The following is a 19905-nucleotide window of genomic DNA, read 5'->3' as shown; positions in this document are numbered from 1 at the left end:
ATTATTGCACTTAGTAGGGTATGTGATCGACAAAACCATCCTGTGAAAATACGTTTATTTAGCTAACAAACCATTGTTATCAAGGTTGCTCTTTAAATATTCAATAAAGGTATTTACCTTAGCAGGTGTGAATTTTCGCGATAGTTTAACCGCATATAAACCAAAAGGCTGGGGTGAATACTCAGACAGAATTACTTTAAGCTGACCTTTTTCCATAGCTTCTTTGATAATAAAGACCGGCATCAAGGTGATACCAATACCATTGATAGCAGCTTCTCTTAACACTTCACCATTATTGGTTGATAAACTGCCGCTCACATCTATGTTCTGTTGGATATTATCTCGGTTGAACACATAACTATAGCGATTACTGGCAGCATTGTATCGTAAACAATTATGGTGGACTAAATCTTCCGGCGTTTTCGGCTCACCATGCTGCTCAATGTATTCAGGAGAGGCAACAAAATTTAACGGTATATCTGCAATCCGTGTAGCCACTAGTGACGAGTCTTTTAGTTCGCCAATTCGCAAGGCGACATCAATACTTTCGGCGACTAAATCTGTAGTCCCCTCTTCAAGCTGCAGTTGTATTTCAAGCTCTGGGTGTTGTTTCATAAATGCGGGTAAAAGGGGTGACAAGCATGTCATACCAAAACTTAACCCTGTTGCAATTCGCAGAGTACCTTTAATCGTTTCACGTCCTTGCAGAAGACGCTCTTCCGCTTCTTCAAGGGAATGAAAAACATTGATGACATCATGATAAAATTGCTTACCCGACTCTGTTAAATCAACTTTTCTGGTGGTCCGGTTAAGTAATCTCACCCCTAAAGCCGTTTCTAAACTGGAAATTCGCCGACTTACTGCAGCAGTACTAGCCATTAACTGTTCAGCGGCTTGGTTAAAGCTACCTGTATCCACCACAGTGATAAAGCTGCGTAAAGCAATCAAATCATATTGTTGCATTATAAGTAATTATCCATACAGAAAATAAGAATTGTTACACAACCTTAAGGGTAACTTTTAGCGAGCACAACCATAACATAAACGATTGGCCACTAATTTACTCATCAATTGTTACATTAAATGCAATTATCATTTACTTGTTTGTCATTTATTGCATTAAGCTATATTGATACTATACATGCAATTACATAACGCCGCTTATTGGCAATAAACCAAACATTTAGGAAGAAAAATGAAAAAATTATTAATTGCTACGGCATTATTGTCTACCACCATGTTAACACCTGCTTTCGCTGCTGATTACGCTATTGATACTCAAGGCGCTCATGCTTCAATTAACTTTAGCACTAGTCATATGGGCTTTAGTACACTAACGGGTCGTTTTAATACTTTTAGTGGTAACTTCTCCTACGATGAAGCAAATATTGCCGCTTCAAAAATTAACGTGTCAATTGACACCACTAGTGTTGATTCTAACCATGCTGAGCGCGATAAGCATTTACGCTCTGATGACTTTTTAGACGCCTCTAAATTTGGTACTGCCACTTTTACTTCAACTAAAGTTGAAGATAAAGGTAATGGTAAATTAGCCATCACAGGTGACTTCACCTTACACGGTGTTACTAAAACACTCGTTATTGATGCAGTAAAAAAAGGTGAAGGTGATGACCCATGGGGCGGCTACCGTCTAGGCTTTAGCGGTACTACTTCAATCTCGATGGGAGATTTTGGCTTCAAAATGGATTTTGGTAAAGTTGATCTTGAGTTACATATTGAAGGTATTCGTCAATAAACTCATTGTGATATAAATTATAATGACGCCCACTTAACGTGGGCGTTTTGCTACATTTCATAGCCTAATGATTTCAATATTTGCAACTACCCTTTACTTAAACGAGTATGTATTGCCTAAGATAGGTTATTTATAATGTCCTTATTACTGAAATTTTGAGAAAACCTATGTGGAATAATACTGAAACAAGCTATGGCTTCATTAGCAAAACCTTACACTGGCTATCGGCAATTGCTGTGATTGGTTTATTTGCTGTCGGCTTTTGGATGGTTGATCTTAGCTATTATAGTGCATGGTATAAAACCGCACCTTATTGGCATAAAAGTGTTGGTATTTTATTATTAATAGCAACCCTCTTTAGACTTATATGGCGAGTAACACAGCCAGTTCCTAAGCCACTTGCTAGCCATAGTCCAGCGGTAAAAGTAGCCTCAAAAGTTGCCCATATTGCCATTTACACATTGCTGATTATTTTAATGTTCAGTGGCTATTTAATATCTACAGCAGATAATCGCGCTATCGAAGTATTCAATTGGTTTAGCGTACCTTCACTAGGCGAGCTATTTACTAATCAAGCAGATATCGCCGGCCTTATACATGAATATATCGCCTATGCGTTGATCGCATTATCCGTATTGCATGCGGCTGGGGCAATCAAACATCATTTCATCGATAAAGATGAAACGTTAAAACGCATGACAGGTATTAGATAGCGATCTACTATCATTACGCCTCAAAACTAACTCATTTTTTTCAAGGTACTCAAAGGGGCAATACGTAAGAACCAATGTAAAATAGCCCAAGGCCAGCTGGGTACAAAGCTGTTGGCTTTTTCTTGATTAATCGCTTTTACTAGCGCTTTACAGCCAGTTTCAGTATCAACAATAAAGGGCACAGTTTTTACTTTTTCGTTAATTTCACTGCGAATAAAACCAGGATGAACACAGCTTACTTTTATTGGTGTGTCCATTACGTCAATGCGAATACCTTCAGTGAGTGAAGTGATCGCAGCTTTCGTCGCTGCGTATACTGTCATGGCTCGTCTAAAACCGCGCACAGCACTGATTGATGAAATAGTGACAAGGTGACCACTATTTTGCGCCCTAAAAATTTCCATCGCCGCTTCTGCTTGTGCAATAGCCGCAATAAAGTTGGTTTCTGCCGTTTGTTTATTCGCATGAAAATAGCCAGTACCGATTGAGGCACCTTTTCCCATACCTGCATTAATAATCACTCTATCAATACTGCCTAATTCTTCTTTAAAGGCGTTAAACACTTCAAAAACGGCAGTATGGTCATTTACATCAAGGGTTTTTATTACCACAGTAATACTGGGATTAATTTGTTCAAGCTCTTCCTTTAACGTTTCAAGGTTTTCAATACGGCGAGCACAAAGCGCTAAATTACGACCTTGCTTGGCAAACTGAATGGCCATACCCTTACCTAGCCCAGAGCTTGCTCCAGTAATTAATATATTTTGACGTGTCATGTTGTTTTCCAGTAATTTGTTAATTATTTTTATCGTGTTTTACTTTTTAAAAACCTAGGTATAGGTCAGAAACTCTTTCTCCATCCCTTGCTCAAAAACATCATGTTCGTTAAGGGTAGAAAGTATCAATTTACGCTCTTTTCCTTGGGTAATAATTTTAGTAATACCACCATTCACTAAATTCCAGTTAATGTCCATAAACCGCGTTAGGGGTAACCCCAATATATGACAAACAATAAGGCCTATAGGGCCGCCCGAGGTATAAACAATAACATTACCTTTTGGGGTTTGTGCAACGATTTGCGTTAACGCGGCAATGATCCTTTGTGAGAAGTATGCGAATGACTCACTATATTGCCCAGACTCTTCACTTTGCATCCATTGTTCTACCGCATTGATAAACAGCGCTTTAAACGCCTCAGCAGGATTGTCTTTCGTCGCTAAGTATTGCTTGATATTCGTCGGTGTTGCCAGCTCAGCATTAGAGACTTTGAGAATATTTTGATGATCATATTCATTCCAGCGGTTATCTTCATGACGAGGCACCGACATTACTTCTGACGGTAAAGCAAAAGCAGCTAAGCTATTATCAGCCGTTTGTTTATGCCGCGCCATAGCACCGGTCACTATGCTAGTGGGCAACGGTACTTTTTTTTGTAAATACGGCCCTAATAGTTTCGCCTGAGCAATACCTTTATTAGATAATTGATCGTAATCATCAGCGCTGACACTCGCTTGTCCATGCCTAATTAAATAAATCACTGTCATTACTACTTTCCTTGTTAATGTTTGCCTTGTTGCTTGATGGCTTTTTTGCATCGATGCAATAAATAATGCACAAATACCCAGAAATGTTTAAAGGCTGGATTGTTAGTTTGTTTATGGTGATATCGATAATATATTTGCTGCACAATGCCCGCTAAACGAAATAAGCCATAGACCTCATAAAAAGTAAAATCATCCACGGTAATATTCATTTTTTTACAGTAATAAGCGACAACTTCTTTTCGGGTTAACATACCTGCTAAATGGGTGGGTTGACGCCTTGTAGATTGCGCTAAAAAATCATCTCCCGGCTCAACCCAATAAGCTAAGGTGTTACCTAAATCCATTAACGGGTCACCAAGCGTCGCTAACTCCCAATCTAACACTCCCAATACCTTGGTATAGTCGTTAGCATCAAGTACAACATTATCAAATCGAAAGTCATTATGAGTAATACAAATGCGCTCTTTAGCAGGCATATTCTCAGCTAACCACTTCATGACAAATTGACCCGACGGCACGTTCCAAGTTTTAGCCTTTGTATAGCGCTCACTCCAACCTTGAATTTGCCGCTTTGTGTAACCTTCGCCCTTACCTAAATGACTTAAACCAGCTTTTTTATAATCAACTTGATGAAGCTCAACTAAACAATCTAACACGTTTTCACACAGTTGCTTTGTTTGCGCTGGCGTTACCGATAACCCTTTCGGTAAGTTTTTACGTGGGATGATGCCAGTGAGTTTTTCCATAACATAAAAGTCGGTACCAATAACCGTTTCATCTTCACAGAACGCCTTCATTTCAGGTACATAGTTATATACTGGGCGAAGGGAATCCTGTAAACGATATTCACGTCCCATATCATGGGCGCCTTTGGCTTTAGTGCCTTCAGGGCCTCGGCGCAAAATAAGCGATTGTTCAGGGTAATCTAAACAATAAGTCCAGTTAGACGCACCGCCAGCGTACTGGGTAACGGTAGGCATCATAACGGATAAGTCTGCTATATGCGCTTGTAGCCAATGATGTACCGCTTTAATATCTAATTCTTCACCGCTACGAACTTGTTTAGCTTGATCTAATAATTTACTACTCATATTTACCTTATTTGGTCTCACGCAAACGCTTCATTTGCTTAGTCTTCTTTAACATGCTTTTGATGTACATTGCTGTCGGTAGCAACTTCTTCATAAGAAAAGCTTGCTTACCCAACTTATGCGTCAGTATTAAAAACCGCCGCTGCTGTGCTTGCTGATAGATGCTAGTTGCGACTTGTTCTGCACTAAGGTCTGATTTATCAAACGCTCGAGCTAACATTTTTTTCATTGCCGGCTCACTGGTACGCATCGACTCATCTAAATTGGTTTTAAAAAAGCTTGGACAAACCACACTAACATCAATGTTATCAAACGCCATTTCCAGCTTCATGGTTTCTGAAAATCCCACTACCGCAGCTTTAACCGCGTTATAACTATTCATAAACGGAATAGGCGTCAAGCCAGCTTGTGAAGCAATATTAATGAAATAACCATGACCTTGCGCTTTAAAATCAGGATAGAAAGTTTGACTGACCCGCACCATGCCCAACAAGTTGATGTCTAACACCCATTGCCACTGAGCAATATTTTCCCCAACTAATGAACCACCTGAAGCAACGCCAGCATTGTTAATAACAATATCGAGTCCTTGCCATTTCGCTAGTATTTCAGCACGCAGCTTGTCGATATCTTTTTGCTGAGTAATATCACAATGGGCGTAGAAAGCCTCAGCGCCAAGCGCTTTCAGCTCAGCTACCGTTGCATCACCACGTTCTTGGTTAATATCGGCAATACAAATATTTATCTCTGAAGGATGATTTTCTGCCCACGCTAAGGCCATTGATTTTCCTAAACCTGTCGCGCCACCTGTGATCAATAATCGTGTTTTCATGGTCATCACTTATTGTTAGGTATATTTTTTCAATTCAAGGCGAGAAACCATACCCATATGCACTTCATCAGGGCCATCAGCTAGGCGTAAAATTCGGCCCATGGCATTGAAAGAAGCCACAGGAAAATCTGAACTGACACCTGCGCCACCAAGCATTTGTATTGCCATATCAGACACTTGCTGTAGCATATTCGGCACCACTACTTTGATACTCGATATTTCAGTCATGGCGTGTTTTACCCCTTGAGTATCTATTTTCCACGCCGCATGTAAGGTAAGTAACCGAGCTTGATCTATCGCCATTCTCGCTTGTGCGACTCGCTCTAAATTTCCACCCAGTTTAATTAATGGTTTGCCAAACGCAGTACGTGATAAGCCGCGTTTGATCATAATTTCAAGTGAGCGCTCAGCCGCGCCAATCGCACGCATACAGTGATGAATACGTCCTGGTCCTAAGCGACCTTGGGCGATAGCAAAGCCTTTGCCTAAACCCATAATTAAGTTTTCTTTCGGTACACGTACATCAGTGAATACCATTTCGCCATGACCAAACGGTGCATCGTAATCACCACAAGCAGTTAACATGCGTTTTATCGTTACCCCTTGTGTGTCTAGTGGCACTATCACCATCGAATGCTGACTGTGTTTATCATTTTCTGGATTTGATAAGCCCATAAAAATGGCAACTTTTGCATTCGGATGCCCTAAACCTGTACTCCACCACTTGGTGCCATTTAGAATGAGGTCATCTCCGTCTACTTTTATAGTGGCCTCCATGTTAGTGGCATCAGATGAAGCGACATCTGGCTCTGTCATACCAAATACTGAACGTATCTCACCCGCTAATAATGGCGTTAACCATTGCGCTTTTTGTGCTTCGTTACCAAAATGATATAGCACTTCCATATTGCCGGTATCGGGAGCATTACAGTTAAAGATTTCAGGCGCGATTAAACTACGACCCGTTTGCTCTGCTAACGGTGCATACTCTAAACACGTTAACCCTTGTGCCAAATCTGAATCAGGTAAAAATAAATTCCACAACCCTGCCTGTTGTGCTTTTGCTTTTAATGGCTCTATTTGAGAAGGAACTTGCCACGTGCGCCAGTCTGGCGACTCATTCAGACGTTTATTTTCAGCTAAAATGTCTTCCTCAATAGGATAAACATGTTCATCCATAAAGGCTTTCAGTCGGGTTAAGTAATCTTGGCTTTTAGCACTAGGTTCAAAGTTCATAGTATTTCTCTAACTAGGATAGATTGCATTGTCATGCAGTGATAATTCATCATAAAACATGTTCAATGATGAATTAAGTGAAATATATTGCTAACATACCATGAATCAAATTCACAATAGATATAAGTGACAAGCCACCATGATTGAAGCTAAAAAAGTTCACCAATTAGACTTTAATTTGCTTAAGGTTTTTGAGTGTATTTATCAAGAGCGCAATATGAGTTTAGCCGCCAAAATCCTCTTTATTAGCCCTTCTGCGGTAAGTCATGCGATGAAGCGTTTGCGTATTGTACTTAACGATGAGTTATTCACCCGACAAGGGCAAGTGATGCAACCTACCCCTGCTTGTCAGCGTATGGCGCCGCAACTGTTAGATACCTTAGAGAAGTTACGGCAAATTTTACAAGCCTGTGGTGATTTTGATTTATCACGCACCGGGCAAACTTTTAAGCTAGCCACTCATGAAGCCTATGAGTCGCTGGTATTACCCAAATTACAAAAAATATTAACTTTAGAGGCGCCAAATGCGAAGTTAATTAGTAGTAAGTTCCAACGTGAGGATATGTCGAGATTATTAGCCACTAACCAAATAGATATTGCTATTGATATTGCCTTACCGCTAAAAACGCCCATTAAACATTTAAATCTGTCAAGTGATGAGTTTAGTATTTTATTAAGTAAGCAGCATCAGCAAGTAAATAACATTAGCCAAGAAAACTATTTACTGGCAAAACATATTGCCGTTTCAAATCGCGCTACGGGTGTAGTAGTAGAAGATTTTTCTTTTTTACAACAAGGCATTAATCGTTCGGTGGATATTCGTTGTCAAAGTTATCAAACCGCTAAAGAGTTACTTAAAGGCTCGCAATATTTACTCACCCTACCTTCGCTGATCGCTAAAAAACTGCTTGATGATGATTTAGTTATTCGTCCGATACCTTATAGCGTACCCAGTGTGTCTACCAATTTATACTGGCATCAAAATACCGAACAAGACGATGCCTTAGTATGGTTACGAAAAGCAGTGCAAAGAGTGTTTAGCTCGTAGCAACCTCTGCGTTTTGTTTATTATTTCGCACTGTTTTAGCCCAAAGTACTAACAACATTGGCCCGATGAACATTGCAAGACCATAAACCCCTGCTGATACCGCAAATTCTGGCGCGTTTAAAAAGCTAATCGCAATTAAAATAGCTAAGGTAGCATTTTGAATACCCACTTCAATTCCCAAGGTTAACGAATCTACAAAAGATAAGCTGAACGTTTTAGCCAATAGTAACCCCATAATAATTGAAATAAAATTTAAGGCGATACAAGCAAAGAATACCTGCTCAAAAGAGCTAACCAAGAGATCACGTTCTTTAATCACCAGTGCGATAATCATAGCAACCATAAAAAATAACGAAAATCTTCTAAAATACACTTCCGTTTTAATGGCCAATGACTGCGCATAGTGCCGACAACAAATGCCAATAATTACCGGTACCAAAGTAACGACAAATAATCCCAATGCTGTTTGCAATAAAGAAAATGCGATTGCTTGCTCGCCAGCAAAATACTGAACCGAGAATTGAATAATAAACGGTGTTGAGAAAACACATATCATAGTGGCAATACCGGTTAAACTCACCGACAAAGCTAAATTAGCTTTTGCCAATTGGCTACAAACATTTGACATAGTGCCGCCAGGACAAGCCGCCAAGATCATCAAACCAACCGCCAAAGCAGTGTCTAATTCAAATAAGACACAAATACCAAAAGCGACTAATGGCATTAAAATTATTTGCCCTAATAATCCGACACCAATGGCTATAGGTGCTTTACCTAGCCGAGTAAAATCTTGAACCGTTAAGCTTAACCCCATGCCGAACATGATTAGTGCTAGGGCTATGGGCAATAAAACTTCTGTAAATATTGAGGCTTCCATTTTAAACCGCCTCCGACACTATATTCTCGCTACACACTACTTGGTAATAAAAAGCATAATCAGCTAATAGTGCTTTTACGGTCGCTTGAGTATTCACTTCATCTGCACAAGCTATTTTGATAGTGGCGACAATGCCGCGTTTTTTATCCGGCTCTACGTCGATTTGAAGCTGTTGCTTCGTAAACTGAGTTGCTAGGGCAATATTTATAACTTGCTTGATTTCTTCACACACCAAGGCAGGTTTAAACATTTTACCCACAGCTGTTAGCGGCATTTCTTCAATAATATTGATCATTTTAGGCATAGCCGCCCGCTCAGGTACATTATCTTTCATAAAGACGTCGAGCTCAGTAACGGTCGTTGTGCTGTTTTCAACTAAGGTGACATACAAAACAGGTAATTCGCCAGAATAACCATCAGGGCGAGGTACAGCTGCGGCTAATAAAACGTCTGGGTGAGCCGCGGCGACATCTTCAATCATTTTTGGATCAATATTATGACCACCACGAATAATCAGTTCTTTTTGACGGCCACATAATGATAAATAGCCATGTTTGTCTACTTTACCCAGATCACCGGTACGCACCATTTTTTCACCTGATGGCACATTTACCCATAAATTTTTATTGTGCTGTTCATCAACATAACCTGGGAAAACATTATTACCCGCAATCAAAATTTCACCCACCTCTCCTTCTTCACACAACTGCTTTAATTGTCCATGTTCGTCGATGTCACCTATATGCAATGCCATACCGGGAATGGTTATTCCAACGGCTGTTTCTGTGGCGACTGAATTCACTGGCATGATAGTAGTTACAGCGGTTCCTTCCGTAGAGCCATAACCTTCAACTAAATTGATATTAGTTTGCTTAATAAACTTTGTTTGTAAGTCTGGTGATAGAGGCGCCGCACCACAAATGGCTAACTTCATATTTTTGGGACGTTTAGGCGTAATGCCTTCACTAGATAAATGTTGTAACAAACCCGCATACACTGTCGGAACTGCCGTCATGAAAGCGACATTAAAGTTATCAAGAATAGTTAATAAGTTCTTAATAATATGCTTACCTCTAAATCCAGAGGGGCCAGTTAATAAAATAGTAGAGCCCAACATCACCGAAGCCAATCCTGTAATAGCAGCATTAACATGAAATATCGGCAAGCCAATCAGTAAAGTATCGTCATGAGCCATAGGAGAAACGATATTCATTTGCCCGGCATTAGTAAGCTCGTTTAGGTGTAAGTGTTTTGCTAACTTTGGCAGACCGGTTGTACCGCCAGTATGAAAATACGAACAGATATCTTGCAGGCAAGGTTTACTCGCTTTTAACTGCTGGCCACTTTGTTTGGCGAGTAGTTTTTCAAAGCTATATACCGGTACTTTATTCGTCTCAGAGACGGGAATGTCATCACCAAATAAACTAATCACAGCTTCAAGTGAGGGTATTTCATCTTTTATTTGTAATGTTTTTTGCCAAATATCACTACCCGGGACAGGCCCTAAAGCAATTAACACTTTACTGCCTGCGGTGGTGATTATTTCTTTAATAATATTTGCTTCAAGTAATGGGTTAATTGGATTTGCAATGCCTGTAGTGCCAGCTCCCCATAAAGAAAAATACATTTCTGGAAAATTAGGCAAAATAATCGAGGTGACATCTTTTCGGCCAAGACCAAATGCATGTAAGGCATTACTGACTTTGGTAACCGATTGGGCAATTTCTCGATAATTAATTTCTCGATAAGGCGCTGCAAACGACTTCCCTTTTACCATTTTCAATAATTGATGAATGGCTTTTTTAGCGAATGGGATTTGTTTGGGCCCAATACAGTCACCATCGAGAATATAACGAATAGCGGTTTTGTCAGGAAAGCGCTCTGCAGAACTAACAATAGCGTCATAGATAGAATTAGGTAACTGTTCGGTCGTAATGCTTGTGGCGTCGGCTTTGGCCATATCGGCATTTGTTTGCACCGTAGTTATATCTATTTTTGCTACCATCATTACCTCTACTTATCTTTATAATATTTTCATTTGCAGTGCGCTTGTTGTCGTTCGACTAAACTAATCTAAAAAGCTGTTATCTTGTGCTGACACTACTTGATACAAGGGCTGAAAATTTCCCCAAGTAACCAAATCTGAGCCATTAGCACTACGCGTTTTTATGGCAATGTCATGACTAATTAACTTTAATTCACCTGCAGCTTGTGCCAATAACTGACTATGGCAGCAACTATCCATCATAGCAAAGTTAGCAACGGCGGCATCAAGTGATTTCCCTACGGTTAATAAACCATGGTTTTGTAAAATAACGGCAGCTTTTGTACCTAATGACTCAGCAATCATATCGCCTTCGTCAAGCTCAGCGACTACGCCAGTAAATACGTCAAACACACTGTGATTTTCATAAAACACGCAGGCGTCTTGTGAAATGGGTTTTAGTAACTCTCCTAATGCTGAAAATGCTCGGCCATATTGCGTATGAGCATGAGCCACCGCATTGACATCAGGACGCGCCATATGAATTCGAGAATGAATGGCAAAAGCAGCATTATTGATAGCTGAGTTTCCTTCAACAATATTGCCTTGGTGATCCACACGCACTAAATCAGAGGCTTTGATGTGAGCAAAATGCATCCCGACAGGATTCACCCAAAAAGTCTCGGTATCAATACAATCACGTTGAGTTATATGTCCTGCTAAACCTTCATCAAAGCCATGCAATGCAAAAACACGAAAGCCAGCAGCGAGACGTTGTTTCTCATATTGCTGCTGCGCTTGTAGGTTATTAAAAGTTGGCGGCATAGGAATGGTGAACTTATCACTGCCTATGGTCATACGCTTTGCTTGCTCTTTTAAATCATTACTCATCTTTTCATCTTCCAAAGGACTAATTGACTTTAGTCTAATAACTCCTAAAATAAATAAAAGTGATGTTAACTAATGGGCATATATTAATATGATGCATGGTAAAATTGATTTTAATTTATTTTTAGTGTTAAAAACTGTTTATCAAGAAGGGTCAATAACTGCCGCCGCGAGTAAGTTACACTTGACCCAACCCGCTGTCAGCCATGCGCTTTCTAGGTTACGTGACAAGTTTGAAGACGAGTTATTTATACGCCATGGCCGTAAAATGGTGCCCTCTTCGTTATGTCAAAAAATCATCCCACAAGTCATTGAATCTCTAGCGGTGCTTGAGTCTACCTTGTCGGATAATCAAGCATTTGATATCAGTGCTCATCAACGTGTTATTAAATTCGGTTTTCGTGATATTTTAGAGTCCATCTTCTTTCCAACGCTCATCACTGACTTAATACAAAATACCCCCAATATCACCATCAATAGTCGACAAGTATCCCGCGTAGACATGGAAAAATCATTAGAGCAACAAGATTTAGACATAGTTATTGATATGCTAACGCCCACCAGCAGTAATATCTCCAGTACTCTGGTGTGTAATGAACATTTCTCATTAATATGCCGACAAGGACACCCAATCCTCAAAGATATGACCTTAAAGCGCTATATTGAAGCATCACACGCCGTCGTCACTCTAAAAGATTCAAAAGTAGACATAGTTGATATGGCCTTGGCAAAACATGGTGTTGCTCGAAAAGTCGCTTTACAGTGCGAACATTACTTTGCCGCCACTAGCGTCATTAGTCGTTGTGACATGTTACTCACTATGCCAAATGCTTACGCCAATCTATTAAAAGATCAAATGCCCGTTTGCGTAGTGCCTTTACCTTTTGAAGTACCCTTGCTGCCAGTGCACATGTACTGGCATAAACAAGCCGAGCATGATCCTGTCAATAACTGGATGCGAAATAAACTCTTAGCCATTGCTGATGAGCTTCTTTAAAGCACTATTAATTACAATGTAAGTCACCATAAATAGGGACAAGGTTTGTTCAATGATTTCCTGAGCTGTAGAAAATAATGATAATTTTTCGTCAAAAGCAACTAAGTGCGCTAAGCTGACGCTAGCTACAGGTTGTTCGTTGCGTCAACTGCTAGCCCATAGCCGTCATTAGCTTTTGTGAATCCATGAATGTCTCAGGGCAATACTAACTGAAGCTTCTTGCTCATTTGTGGGGCAAGTTTAAGCTCATAGTTGCCGATTATTGAACGTAAAAATAGAGCTTTAAAGAAGTATTAAATTGCCTATCAAAGACAAACTAAGAAATTGTCACTTTGATACAAAAAGAGGTATTTCATTATTTGTTTTTTATGCATTTCTATTCTGGTCAGTTAGTATAAGGCATAATTATTGTGAACTGTTCAAACTCAATTAGAAAACAGTCACCATCTGATGTATGCAACCTGAACATTTCTGTCGGTTAAAGGGAGGCTAGTTGAATCAATAACAACACTTCAGCTCTTAGGTTATCCATCAGATTCACTATCGTGATTTTAAACTATACTGTAAAATATATCTCAAAAGTATTGATAAATAACAATGAAAAAAATTCTATTTCTTTTCGCCATAATGCATACATACTCAGTTTATTGTATAGAAGTAGCTTTTATCAACCCAACCATAGATGACAGTCCTTTCTGGCAACGAGTCAATCAAGTCGCAATATCTGCGGCAAATGATCTCAATATCCAATTGACAATTTATAACAGTGGTGGTCACCGACTACTTCAAAAGCAGGTGATCAACCAAATAATCAAACAAGAGACTAAGCCAGATTACATAATATTTTTACCTTTTGATGGCACAGTACAGGATACATTTACCAAACTAGAACAAGCAAACATTCCTTTCGTTACAATAGAAAAAACGGTTTTCACTGATGTAAATTTAGATTTGGGACATCCCGGAGGTAAGTTTAAATTCTGGTTAGGGGAAATTTATCATGATAATAAAAAGGCGGGGCAATTACTCGCTAATTCATTATTTAAGGCAAGTAATAATAATCAACCTATTACCGATAGTTTTAATGTACTAGGAATTACAGGTGACTTTAGTGGTCAATCAAGTGATCGTAATGCTGGACTGATTACAGAACTTGAACAACAAAGTCGTAACTTTGTTCTAGCTCAAATTGTTAATGCTCACTGGGAAAGGAAATTGGCCGCTGATAAATTTAATGGCTTATTAAAGCGTTATAGTAATATATCAATCGTTTGGGCTGCCGCAGACATAATGGCATTAGGTGTAGTAGATATAGCAGAACAACAAGGAAAAATAATTAACAAGGACTTGTTTGTTGGAGGTTTTGACTGGGCTACTGAAGCATTACAAGCAATCAAAGAAAACCGCTACACTGCTAGTGTCGGTGGCCATTTTATGCAAACAGCATGGGCTTTAGTCAAAATATACGATCATAACAATGATAAACCAGCCTTTATTAATGCCAGCAAGTCACCTTCTTTTGAATTACAACTAATAGATCGGAACAATATTGATAACTATCAAGTATTGCTGAATAAACCAGACTGGAGCAAGGTGGATTTTAGGCAATTTACCTTATCCCATCAAGCTGACATAGCGGACTATAAATTTGATTTTTCTAGCGTATTAAGAAAGTTAAACCAATAAGGTAAAAGCATAAATATTATTTAACAGTGAATATTCAGACTTAACGACTCATTGACAGAAATTATCATCAAAAGTTCATATTTTAATCTATGGTTGAACGTATAGTTTCGTATCAAAGTGAACGTTAGTGGCGTGATTTTTACTCATGAATTTAGATCGACTTTCTGGTCAAGCAACCATTAGACGTAATCTTATTTGCTGATTGATAAGCTCAAACATAATGCGTAGTTACAAATCATTGTAAATTAATTGCTCGATGGGTTATCGCATATCGTGTTTCTCATTATTGCCCCCCACAAACAGCTCTCCATAAAAAAGGCCACTGTTATTGTGAGTTAATTTCACAATAATAGTGGCCAAGCAAGAATGCGCTACCGCTAGAGTAGCAACAAACCAAACGATCGTTAGATAACCGCGCTCTTAAAACTCATAAGACACTGTCGCGCCGTAAGTACGAGGTTGGTTAGGGTAACCATTGAAACTACCTGCTTGAATCGGTGGTGGGAAAGACGATAAGAAGTACTCATCATTGGTCAAGTTTCTCACCCAAAGTTGTACACTTACGCCATTGTCAAACGTTAAGCCCGCACTAGCATTTACTGAATTAACTTCACGAGTAATAGACTCAGGAACATTTTCAACAATATGTACTTCGCTTTCATATAAATAATCAGTGCGCACATAACCATAAGCGCCATTATCAAATTCAAAGTTATAAGCGATACCTGCGGTAATACTTTGCTCATGTATGCCTGCCGGTTGTTCGCCTGACAAATCTACCGGTCCGTCTAAGCCAGATGCACCAACGAATGAGTCGTAAACTGGGTCAAGGAAAGTACCCGCTAAACTGAATGACCAGTTTTCTGTTGGATTATATACTGAATCAAATTCAATACCTTTGGTACTTTGTTTACCTGCATTAGCTAACACATAACCGGTACCAATAAATATTGACGATTGAAATTCTTCAATGGTTTGATCAAATATTGTGATATTAAACGCACCTTGAGAAAAACGCGCTTTCATACCTAGTTCATAAACCATAGCCTCTTCTGGCTTAGCATAACGGCCACCATAAACCTGATTAGGCTCAGCAATACCTGCACTTTCTATTGCCGCTTGATCTGCCATAAACGGGCTAGAGTAACGAGATAAATTCCAAGATGTTGCTTTAAAGCCAGTTGCAGCAGAAGCAAATAAGTTAATATTGTTATTCACTTCATACGCTAAACGCATTGACCAGGTTGTTTTACTATCAGACGTGCTGTCTTCTTCCACCGAATTTGGTAGTTCAAGCATAGGTGGTAAAAACTGTAAGCCTTTTAACGTCGGTACTGCCGGAGCAAGTGGAGGCAACATACCAATTGGCACACCAAAAAGAGTTAACTCGGTATCTAAATCCATGCCCGAGAATACATCAGTATTCGTTTGTGTAATTTTCAGGTCTTTTTCATCATTGGTATAACTTGCACCAAAAATTGCCGTTAACTGATCAGTAATATGATAATCAAAGTTAGCAAAAATTGAATACGCAGTATTACTTTGATCAAATTCAGAATTAACCATGGTATCTGATTGGAAGAAGGTACCATTATCAATACCATAAACCCCCTCAACAGAACCTAACAAACCTGGGGCGCCACCAGCAGCCATTAAGACATCAAAATAATTTCTCATGTCTTTGCCATACGTCAATGTATCACCTGTGGTCACGTCTTCTTGGAAAATATAGGCACCAATCATCCACTCTAAGGTTTGAATGTCAGTAGACGTTAAACGAAACTCTTGGGTGAAGGTATCAATTTCTGTATGGCCACCTTCGCGTAAAATATCTAACGAGGTGTAATCAACATCGCTGTAATAACCTGATTCGTTATTTCTAAAAGCGGTAATTGAAGTCAAATAGTAACCATCAAAATCAACATCCACTTGCACAGATATACCACCATCTTCAACAGTATTATCTGGATTAACATTTAATGCTGACTTATAAATAAACGGGTCTTCGTCACTAAGTACTGTTCCGCCTAATGCCTGAACAGCGGCTGTAGTTGGACCATTAATAATATCGGCAACAGTACAACATGCTTCATCAATTTCACTGTAATCAGCTATAAATCTCACCGTAACATCATCTGTCGGCTCATATAGCGCTTGACCACGAATATTCCAGCGATCGCTATTATTAAGCTCATCCAAACCAACGACACTCTCGGTATAACCGTCTCGAGTGTTAAAGCCACCAGAAAAGCTTAAGGCTAAGTTATCAGTTACGCCACCTGATATATAACCTTTCATTTGTTGTTGATTATAGTTACCTAAACCGGCTTCAATTTTTCCTTCTAAATCATGAGAAGGTGCTGCAGTGCGAACACTGATAACACCTGCAGAAGCGTTTTTACCAAATAGCGTACTTTGCGGGCCACTTAAAACTTCTATTTGCTGAAGTCTTGGTAAGTCACCAATTTGAGCAGCGGCACGAGAGCGATATACACCATCAATGAAAACACCAACAGAAGGCTCAATACCAGTATTATTTGTACCGTTACCGAAACCACGAATAGAGAAGTTAGTATTAGTAGAGCGTTGAAGCGGTGTTACTCTGAGTGTTGGTACCAACGTTTGTAGATCATTAATATCCATGACCTTACTTTGTTCGATATCAACACCGCTCACCACTGTGATGGCCACCGGAGATTCTTGTAAGCCTTTTAGTCGTTTAGAAGCGGTTACCATAATGCGTTCTACGGCTTCTTCTTCAGCTGCCCCGCTGGTTGCTTCTTCTTGAGCGTAAGCTGTAGAGCCTAGCGCCCCTACAACTGATAATGTAATTAAAGAGTGCTTAAATAATTTAAACTTATTGTTCATATAATTCCCCATTGCGTACTAACATTTATCACTATAATTTTTATAATTCTTTGGCGCTTTTGCGCTCTTTTTGCTCAAGCATTGCTACTATGGTTATTTATTCACCATATTACCCGACTAATTCATGCTAAATCTTGTTCACAAATTAAACCAATGAATAATTCTTATTAATAACTATTCAAATAAATAATAGTTTACGTTGCAGTACGGTTAACAAGTAGTTAATACGCAGTTTACTGACGGCACCTCTACTGAATCAGCAATTTAAAAAGAGAAAAACAGCTAAAACCACAAGCAGGAAACTGATTGTGGTTGATATAGATAGGTAATTAAGTTGTGTTGTTCTTTTATGGATAGAGAACGACATTAGCTAATGTCTATCGTTCGCCCTAGCTAAAAGGAAAATTCTTCGCTGCTAAGTGACATCATCGAACTTGCACCATTATCAATACAAGCAGCATGACCTTTAGCTCTAGGTAACATACGTTGCATGTAAAACTGAGCGGTTTTAATTTTAGCTTGGTAAAAAGCTGTATCTTCAATACCTGCTGCTATTTTATCAAAAGCGACTTTCGCCATTTTTGCCCAGATAAAGGCTAAAGTGACGTAACCTGAATACATTAAGTAGTCGACTGAAGCGCCACCAATCTCATCTGGATTCTTCTGCGCTTTAGCGCCAATTGCCACAGTAAGCTCTTGCCACTCTTTCGCGTAAGCCATAATAGGTTTAATAAACTCGGCCATTTCAGGGGTATCAAAATTTTCTTGGCAAAAGCTTTTCATATCATTAGCAAAAGGTTTGAGTATTTCTCCTTGAGTACCAAGGATCTTACGAGCTAATAAATCCAACGCCTGAATACCTGTGGTGCCTTCATATATACAACTAATTTTCGTATCACGCATTAGTTGTTCCATGCCCCACTCTTTAATAAAGCCATGACCACCAAAAACTTGTACACCATGACTGGTAGATTCAAAAGCTAGCTCAGATAAGAAAGCTTTCGCTATTGGTGTTAATAAAGCCAGTTTAGTGTCTGCATCAGCTTTTATCGCCTCATCTTTTTCTGCATGACCGATATCTACTAATTGCGCAAGGTAACTAACCAGTGCTCGCCCCCCTTCAGCAACAGACTTTTGTGTTAACAACATTCGACGTACATCAGGATGAACAATAATAGGATCTGCAGGTCCATCAGGGTTTTTAACACCGCTAATAGAACGCATTTGCAAGCGATCTTTCGCGTAGGCTAATGCACCTTGAAAAGAAGCTTCAGCTGCAGCAGTACTTTCACTCGCTACACCAATACGTGCTGCATTCATAAAAGTGAACATACACATAAGGCCACGATTTTCTTCACCAATCAGGTAACCTTTAGCGCCGTCAAAGTTAATCACACACGTAGCATTAGCATTGATCCCCATTTTATGTTCGATAGAGCCACAGCTCACCCCATTACGCTCCGCAATAGAACCATCGTCATTGACATTAAATTTAGGAACAATAAATAATGAAATACCTTTATTACCCGCCGGTGCACCAGGAATTCTGGCAATAACAATATGCACAATGTTGCCTGATAAATCATGCTCACCAGCAGAGATAAAGATTTTTGTCCCTGTTAATGAGTAACTACCATCAGCATTTTTCTCTGCTTTAGTACGCAGCATGCCTAAATCAGTACCACAATGAGGCTCAGTTAAACACATGGTGCCTGTCCATGTGCCAGCAACTAATTCAGGCATAAATTGTTGCTTTTGTAAGTCACTACCATGGGCTTCAATCGTAGCCAATGCACCATGGCTTAATCCTGGGTACATAGCAAAGCTGTGATTTGCCGATGAAAACATTTCACCCACAGTAATATTTAATGAGTGAGGTAAACCCTGACCACCAAAGTCTGTTGATTGCGAGATTGTTGGCCAACCACCTTCAACATATTGGTCGTAAGCGGCTTTGAAGCCATCCGGAGTAGTAACCACGCCATCATCCCAACTACAACCTTGTTGATCACCCGTTTGATTTAATGGCGCAACAACTTGCTCGGCGAGTTTAGCCGCTTCACCAATAATTGCGTCAATCATATCAAGGCTTGCATCTTCATAGCCTAATCGTTGGTAATGACTCTCACAATTAAGCAACTCTTGCATTACAAACTTAATATCTCGCACCGGGGCTTTGTACTCAGGCATTTACCTTTCTCCAACTAAATTGATTAATGTATAAATGCTAAGTTACTTACAACCATTATCCAAATGAATAATACTTATGACCCACAATTCTAAAATATTATAGTTTGCAAGATAATGTCGCCTTGTCAGTTTTCCGAGATTGTTTTTCCACGGTCTGTGATCTGCCTGCATGAAATAAGAGCTTTCTTCTTGTCA

The 19905-nt window shown here is 39.4% G+C and carries 16 protein-coding genes; 5 read left to right on the top strand and 11 right to left on the bottom strand.

Annotated features, from left to right (window positions below):
* Positions 1-54: 54 nt before the first annotated feature.
* Entirely contained in the window at positions 55-963 is a 909-nt protein-coding gene (locus AC27IF_RS00225; protein ID WP_487051005.1) for a LysR family transcriptional regulator, read from the bottom strand.
* A gap of 232 nt (positions 964-1195) precedes the next feature.
* Here AC27IF_RS00225 and AC27IF_RS00220 point away from each other — a divergent pair, with 232 nt between their 5' ends.
* The gene (locus tag AC27IF_RS00220; RefSeq protein WP_487051003.1) at positions 1196-1756 is read left to right on the top strand and encodes a YceI family protein; all 561 of its coding nucleotides are present in this window, start codon (positions 1196-1198) and stop codon (positions 1754-1756) included.
* A 167-nt stretch (positions 1757-1923) separates the two neighbouring features.
* Positions 1924-2469, top strand: a complete 546-nt coding sequence (locus AC27IF_RS00215) for a cytochrome b (RefSeq protein WP_487051001.1) — start codon at positions 1924-1926, stop codon at positions 2467-2469.
* 26 nt (positions 2470-2495) lie between these two features.
* On the opposite strand, the gene AC27IF_RS00210 is transcribed toward AC27IF_RS00215, so the two are convergent.
* Genes AC27IF_RS00210 through AC27IF_RS00190 form a run of 5 tightly spaced genes read right to left on the bottom strand, consistent with a single transcriptional unit; the run spans position 2496 to position 7172 of the window.
* Positions 2496-3245: an SDR family oxidoreductase gene (locus tag AC27IF_RS00210; protein ID WP_487050999.1), complete on the bottom strand. Its 750-nt coding sequence runs from the start codon at positions 3243-3245 to the stop codon at positions 2496-2498.
* Positions 3246-3299: 54 nt separating this feature from the next.
* Positions 3300-4013 carry a histidine phosphatase family protein gene (locus tag AC27IF_RS00205; RefSeq protein ID WP_487050997.1) on the bottom strand — a complete coding sequence of 238 codons (714 nt, stop codon included), beginning with the start codon at positions 4011-4013 and terminating at the stop codon, positions 3300-3302.
* 14 nt (positions 4014-4027) lie between these two features.
* Positions 4028-5104 (bottom strand): phosphotransferase family protein, encoded by a 1077-nt coding sequence (locus AC27IF_RS00200; protein ID WP_487050995.1) that lies wholly within the window; start codon positions 5102-5104, stop codon positions 4028-4030.
* 7 nt (positions 5105-5111) lie between these two features.
* On the bottom strand, positions 5112-5936 hold the full coding sequence (locus AC27IF_RS00195; RefSeq protein WP_487050993.1) for an SDR family oxidoreductase: 825 nt from the start codon (positions 5934-5936) through the stop codon (positions 5112-5114).
* Positions 5937-5951: 15 nt separating this feature from the next.
* Entirely contained in the window at positions 5952-7172 is a 1221-nt protein-coding gene (locus AC27IF_RS00190) for an acyl-CoA dehydrogenase family protein (protein WP_487050991.1), read from the bottom strand.
* 139 nt (positions 7173-7311) lie between these two features.
* Between AC27IF_RS00190 and AC27IF_RS00185 the strand changes: the two genes are divergently transcribed.
* Positions 7312-8220 (top strand): LysR family transcriptional regulator, encoded by a 909-nt coding sequence (locus tag AC27IF_RS00185; RefSeq protein WP_487050989.1) that lies wholly within the window; start codon positions 7312-7314, stop codon positions 8218-8220.
* Here the strand turns inward: AC27IF_RS00185 and AC27IF_RS00180 are convergent.
* The 3 genes from AC27IF_RS00180 to AC27IF_RS00170 are packed head-to-tail and all read right to left on the bottom strand — an operon-like array spanning position 8210 to position 11972.
* Entirely contained in the window at positions 8210-9097 is an 888-nt protein-coding gene (locus AC27IF_RS00180; RefSeq protein WP_487050987.1) for a bile acid:sodium symporter family protein, read from the bottom strand. The two genes, AC27IF_RS00185 and AC27IF_RS00180, sit on opposite strands and share 11 nt — an antisense overlap.
* Position 9098: 1 nt before the next feature.
* Entirely contained in the window at positions 9099-11105 is a 2007-nt protein-coding gene (locus AC27IF_RS00175; protein WP_487050985.1) for an AMP-binding protein, read from the bottom strand.
* A gap of 60 nt (positions 11106-11165) precedes the next feature.
* Positions 11166-11972, bottom strand: coding sequence for a class II aldolase/adducin family protein (locus tag AC27IF_RS00170; protein ID WP_487050983.1), 807 nt, complete (start codon positions 11970-11972; stop codon positions 11166-11168).
* An 88-nt stretch (positions 11973-12060) separates the two neighbouring features.
* Here AC27IF_RS00170 and AC27IF_RS00165 point away from each other — a divergent pair, with 88 nt between their 5' ends.
* Together AC27IF_RS00165 and AC27IF_RS00160 are read left to right on the top strand one after the other, a co-directional pair.
* Positions 12061-12966, top strand: coding sequence for a LysR family transcriptional regulator (locus tag AC27IF_RS00165; protein WP_487050981.1), 906 nt, complete (start codon positions 12061-12063; stop codon positions 12964-12966).
* A gap of 597 nt (positions 12967-13563) precedes the next feature.
* Entirely contained in the window at positions 13564-14652 is a 1089-nt protein-coding gene (locus AC27IF_RS00160) for an ABC transporter substrate-binding protein (RefSeq protein ID WP_487050979.1), read from the top strand.
* A 420-nt stretch (positions 14653-15072) separates the two neighbouring features.
* Here the strand turns inward: AC27IF_RS00160 and AC27IF_RS00155 are convergent, their stop codons facing one another.
* The gene (locus AC27IF_RS00155) at positions 15073-17520 is read right to left on the bottom strand and encodes a TonB-dependent receptor (RefSeq protein ID WP_487050977.1); all 2448 of its coding nucleotides are present in this window, start codon (positions 17518-17520) and stop codon (positions 15073-15075) included.
* Between the two features lie 393 nt (positions 17521-17913).
* The gene (locus AC27IF_RS00150; protein ID WP_487050975.1) at positions 17914-19710 is read right to left on the bottom strand and encodes an acyl-CoA dehydrogenase C-terminal domain-containing protein; all 1797 of its coding nucleotides are present in this window, start codon (positions 19708-19710) and stop codon (positions 17914-17916) included.
* Between the last annotated feature and the right edge of the window lie 195 nt (positions 19711-19905).

This window comes from Colwellia sp. KS18-150 (assembly GCF_057551365.1).
This window is presented reverse-complemented; position numbering and strand designations above follow the sequence as displayed.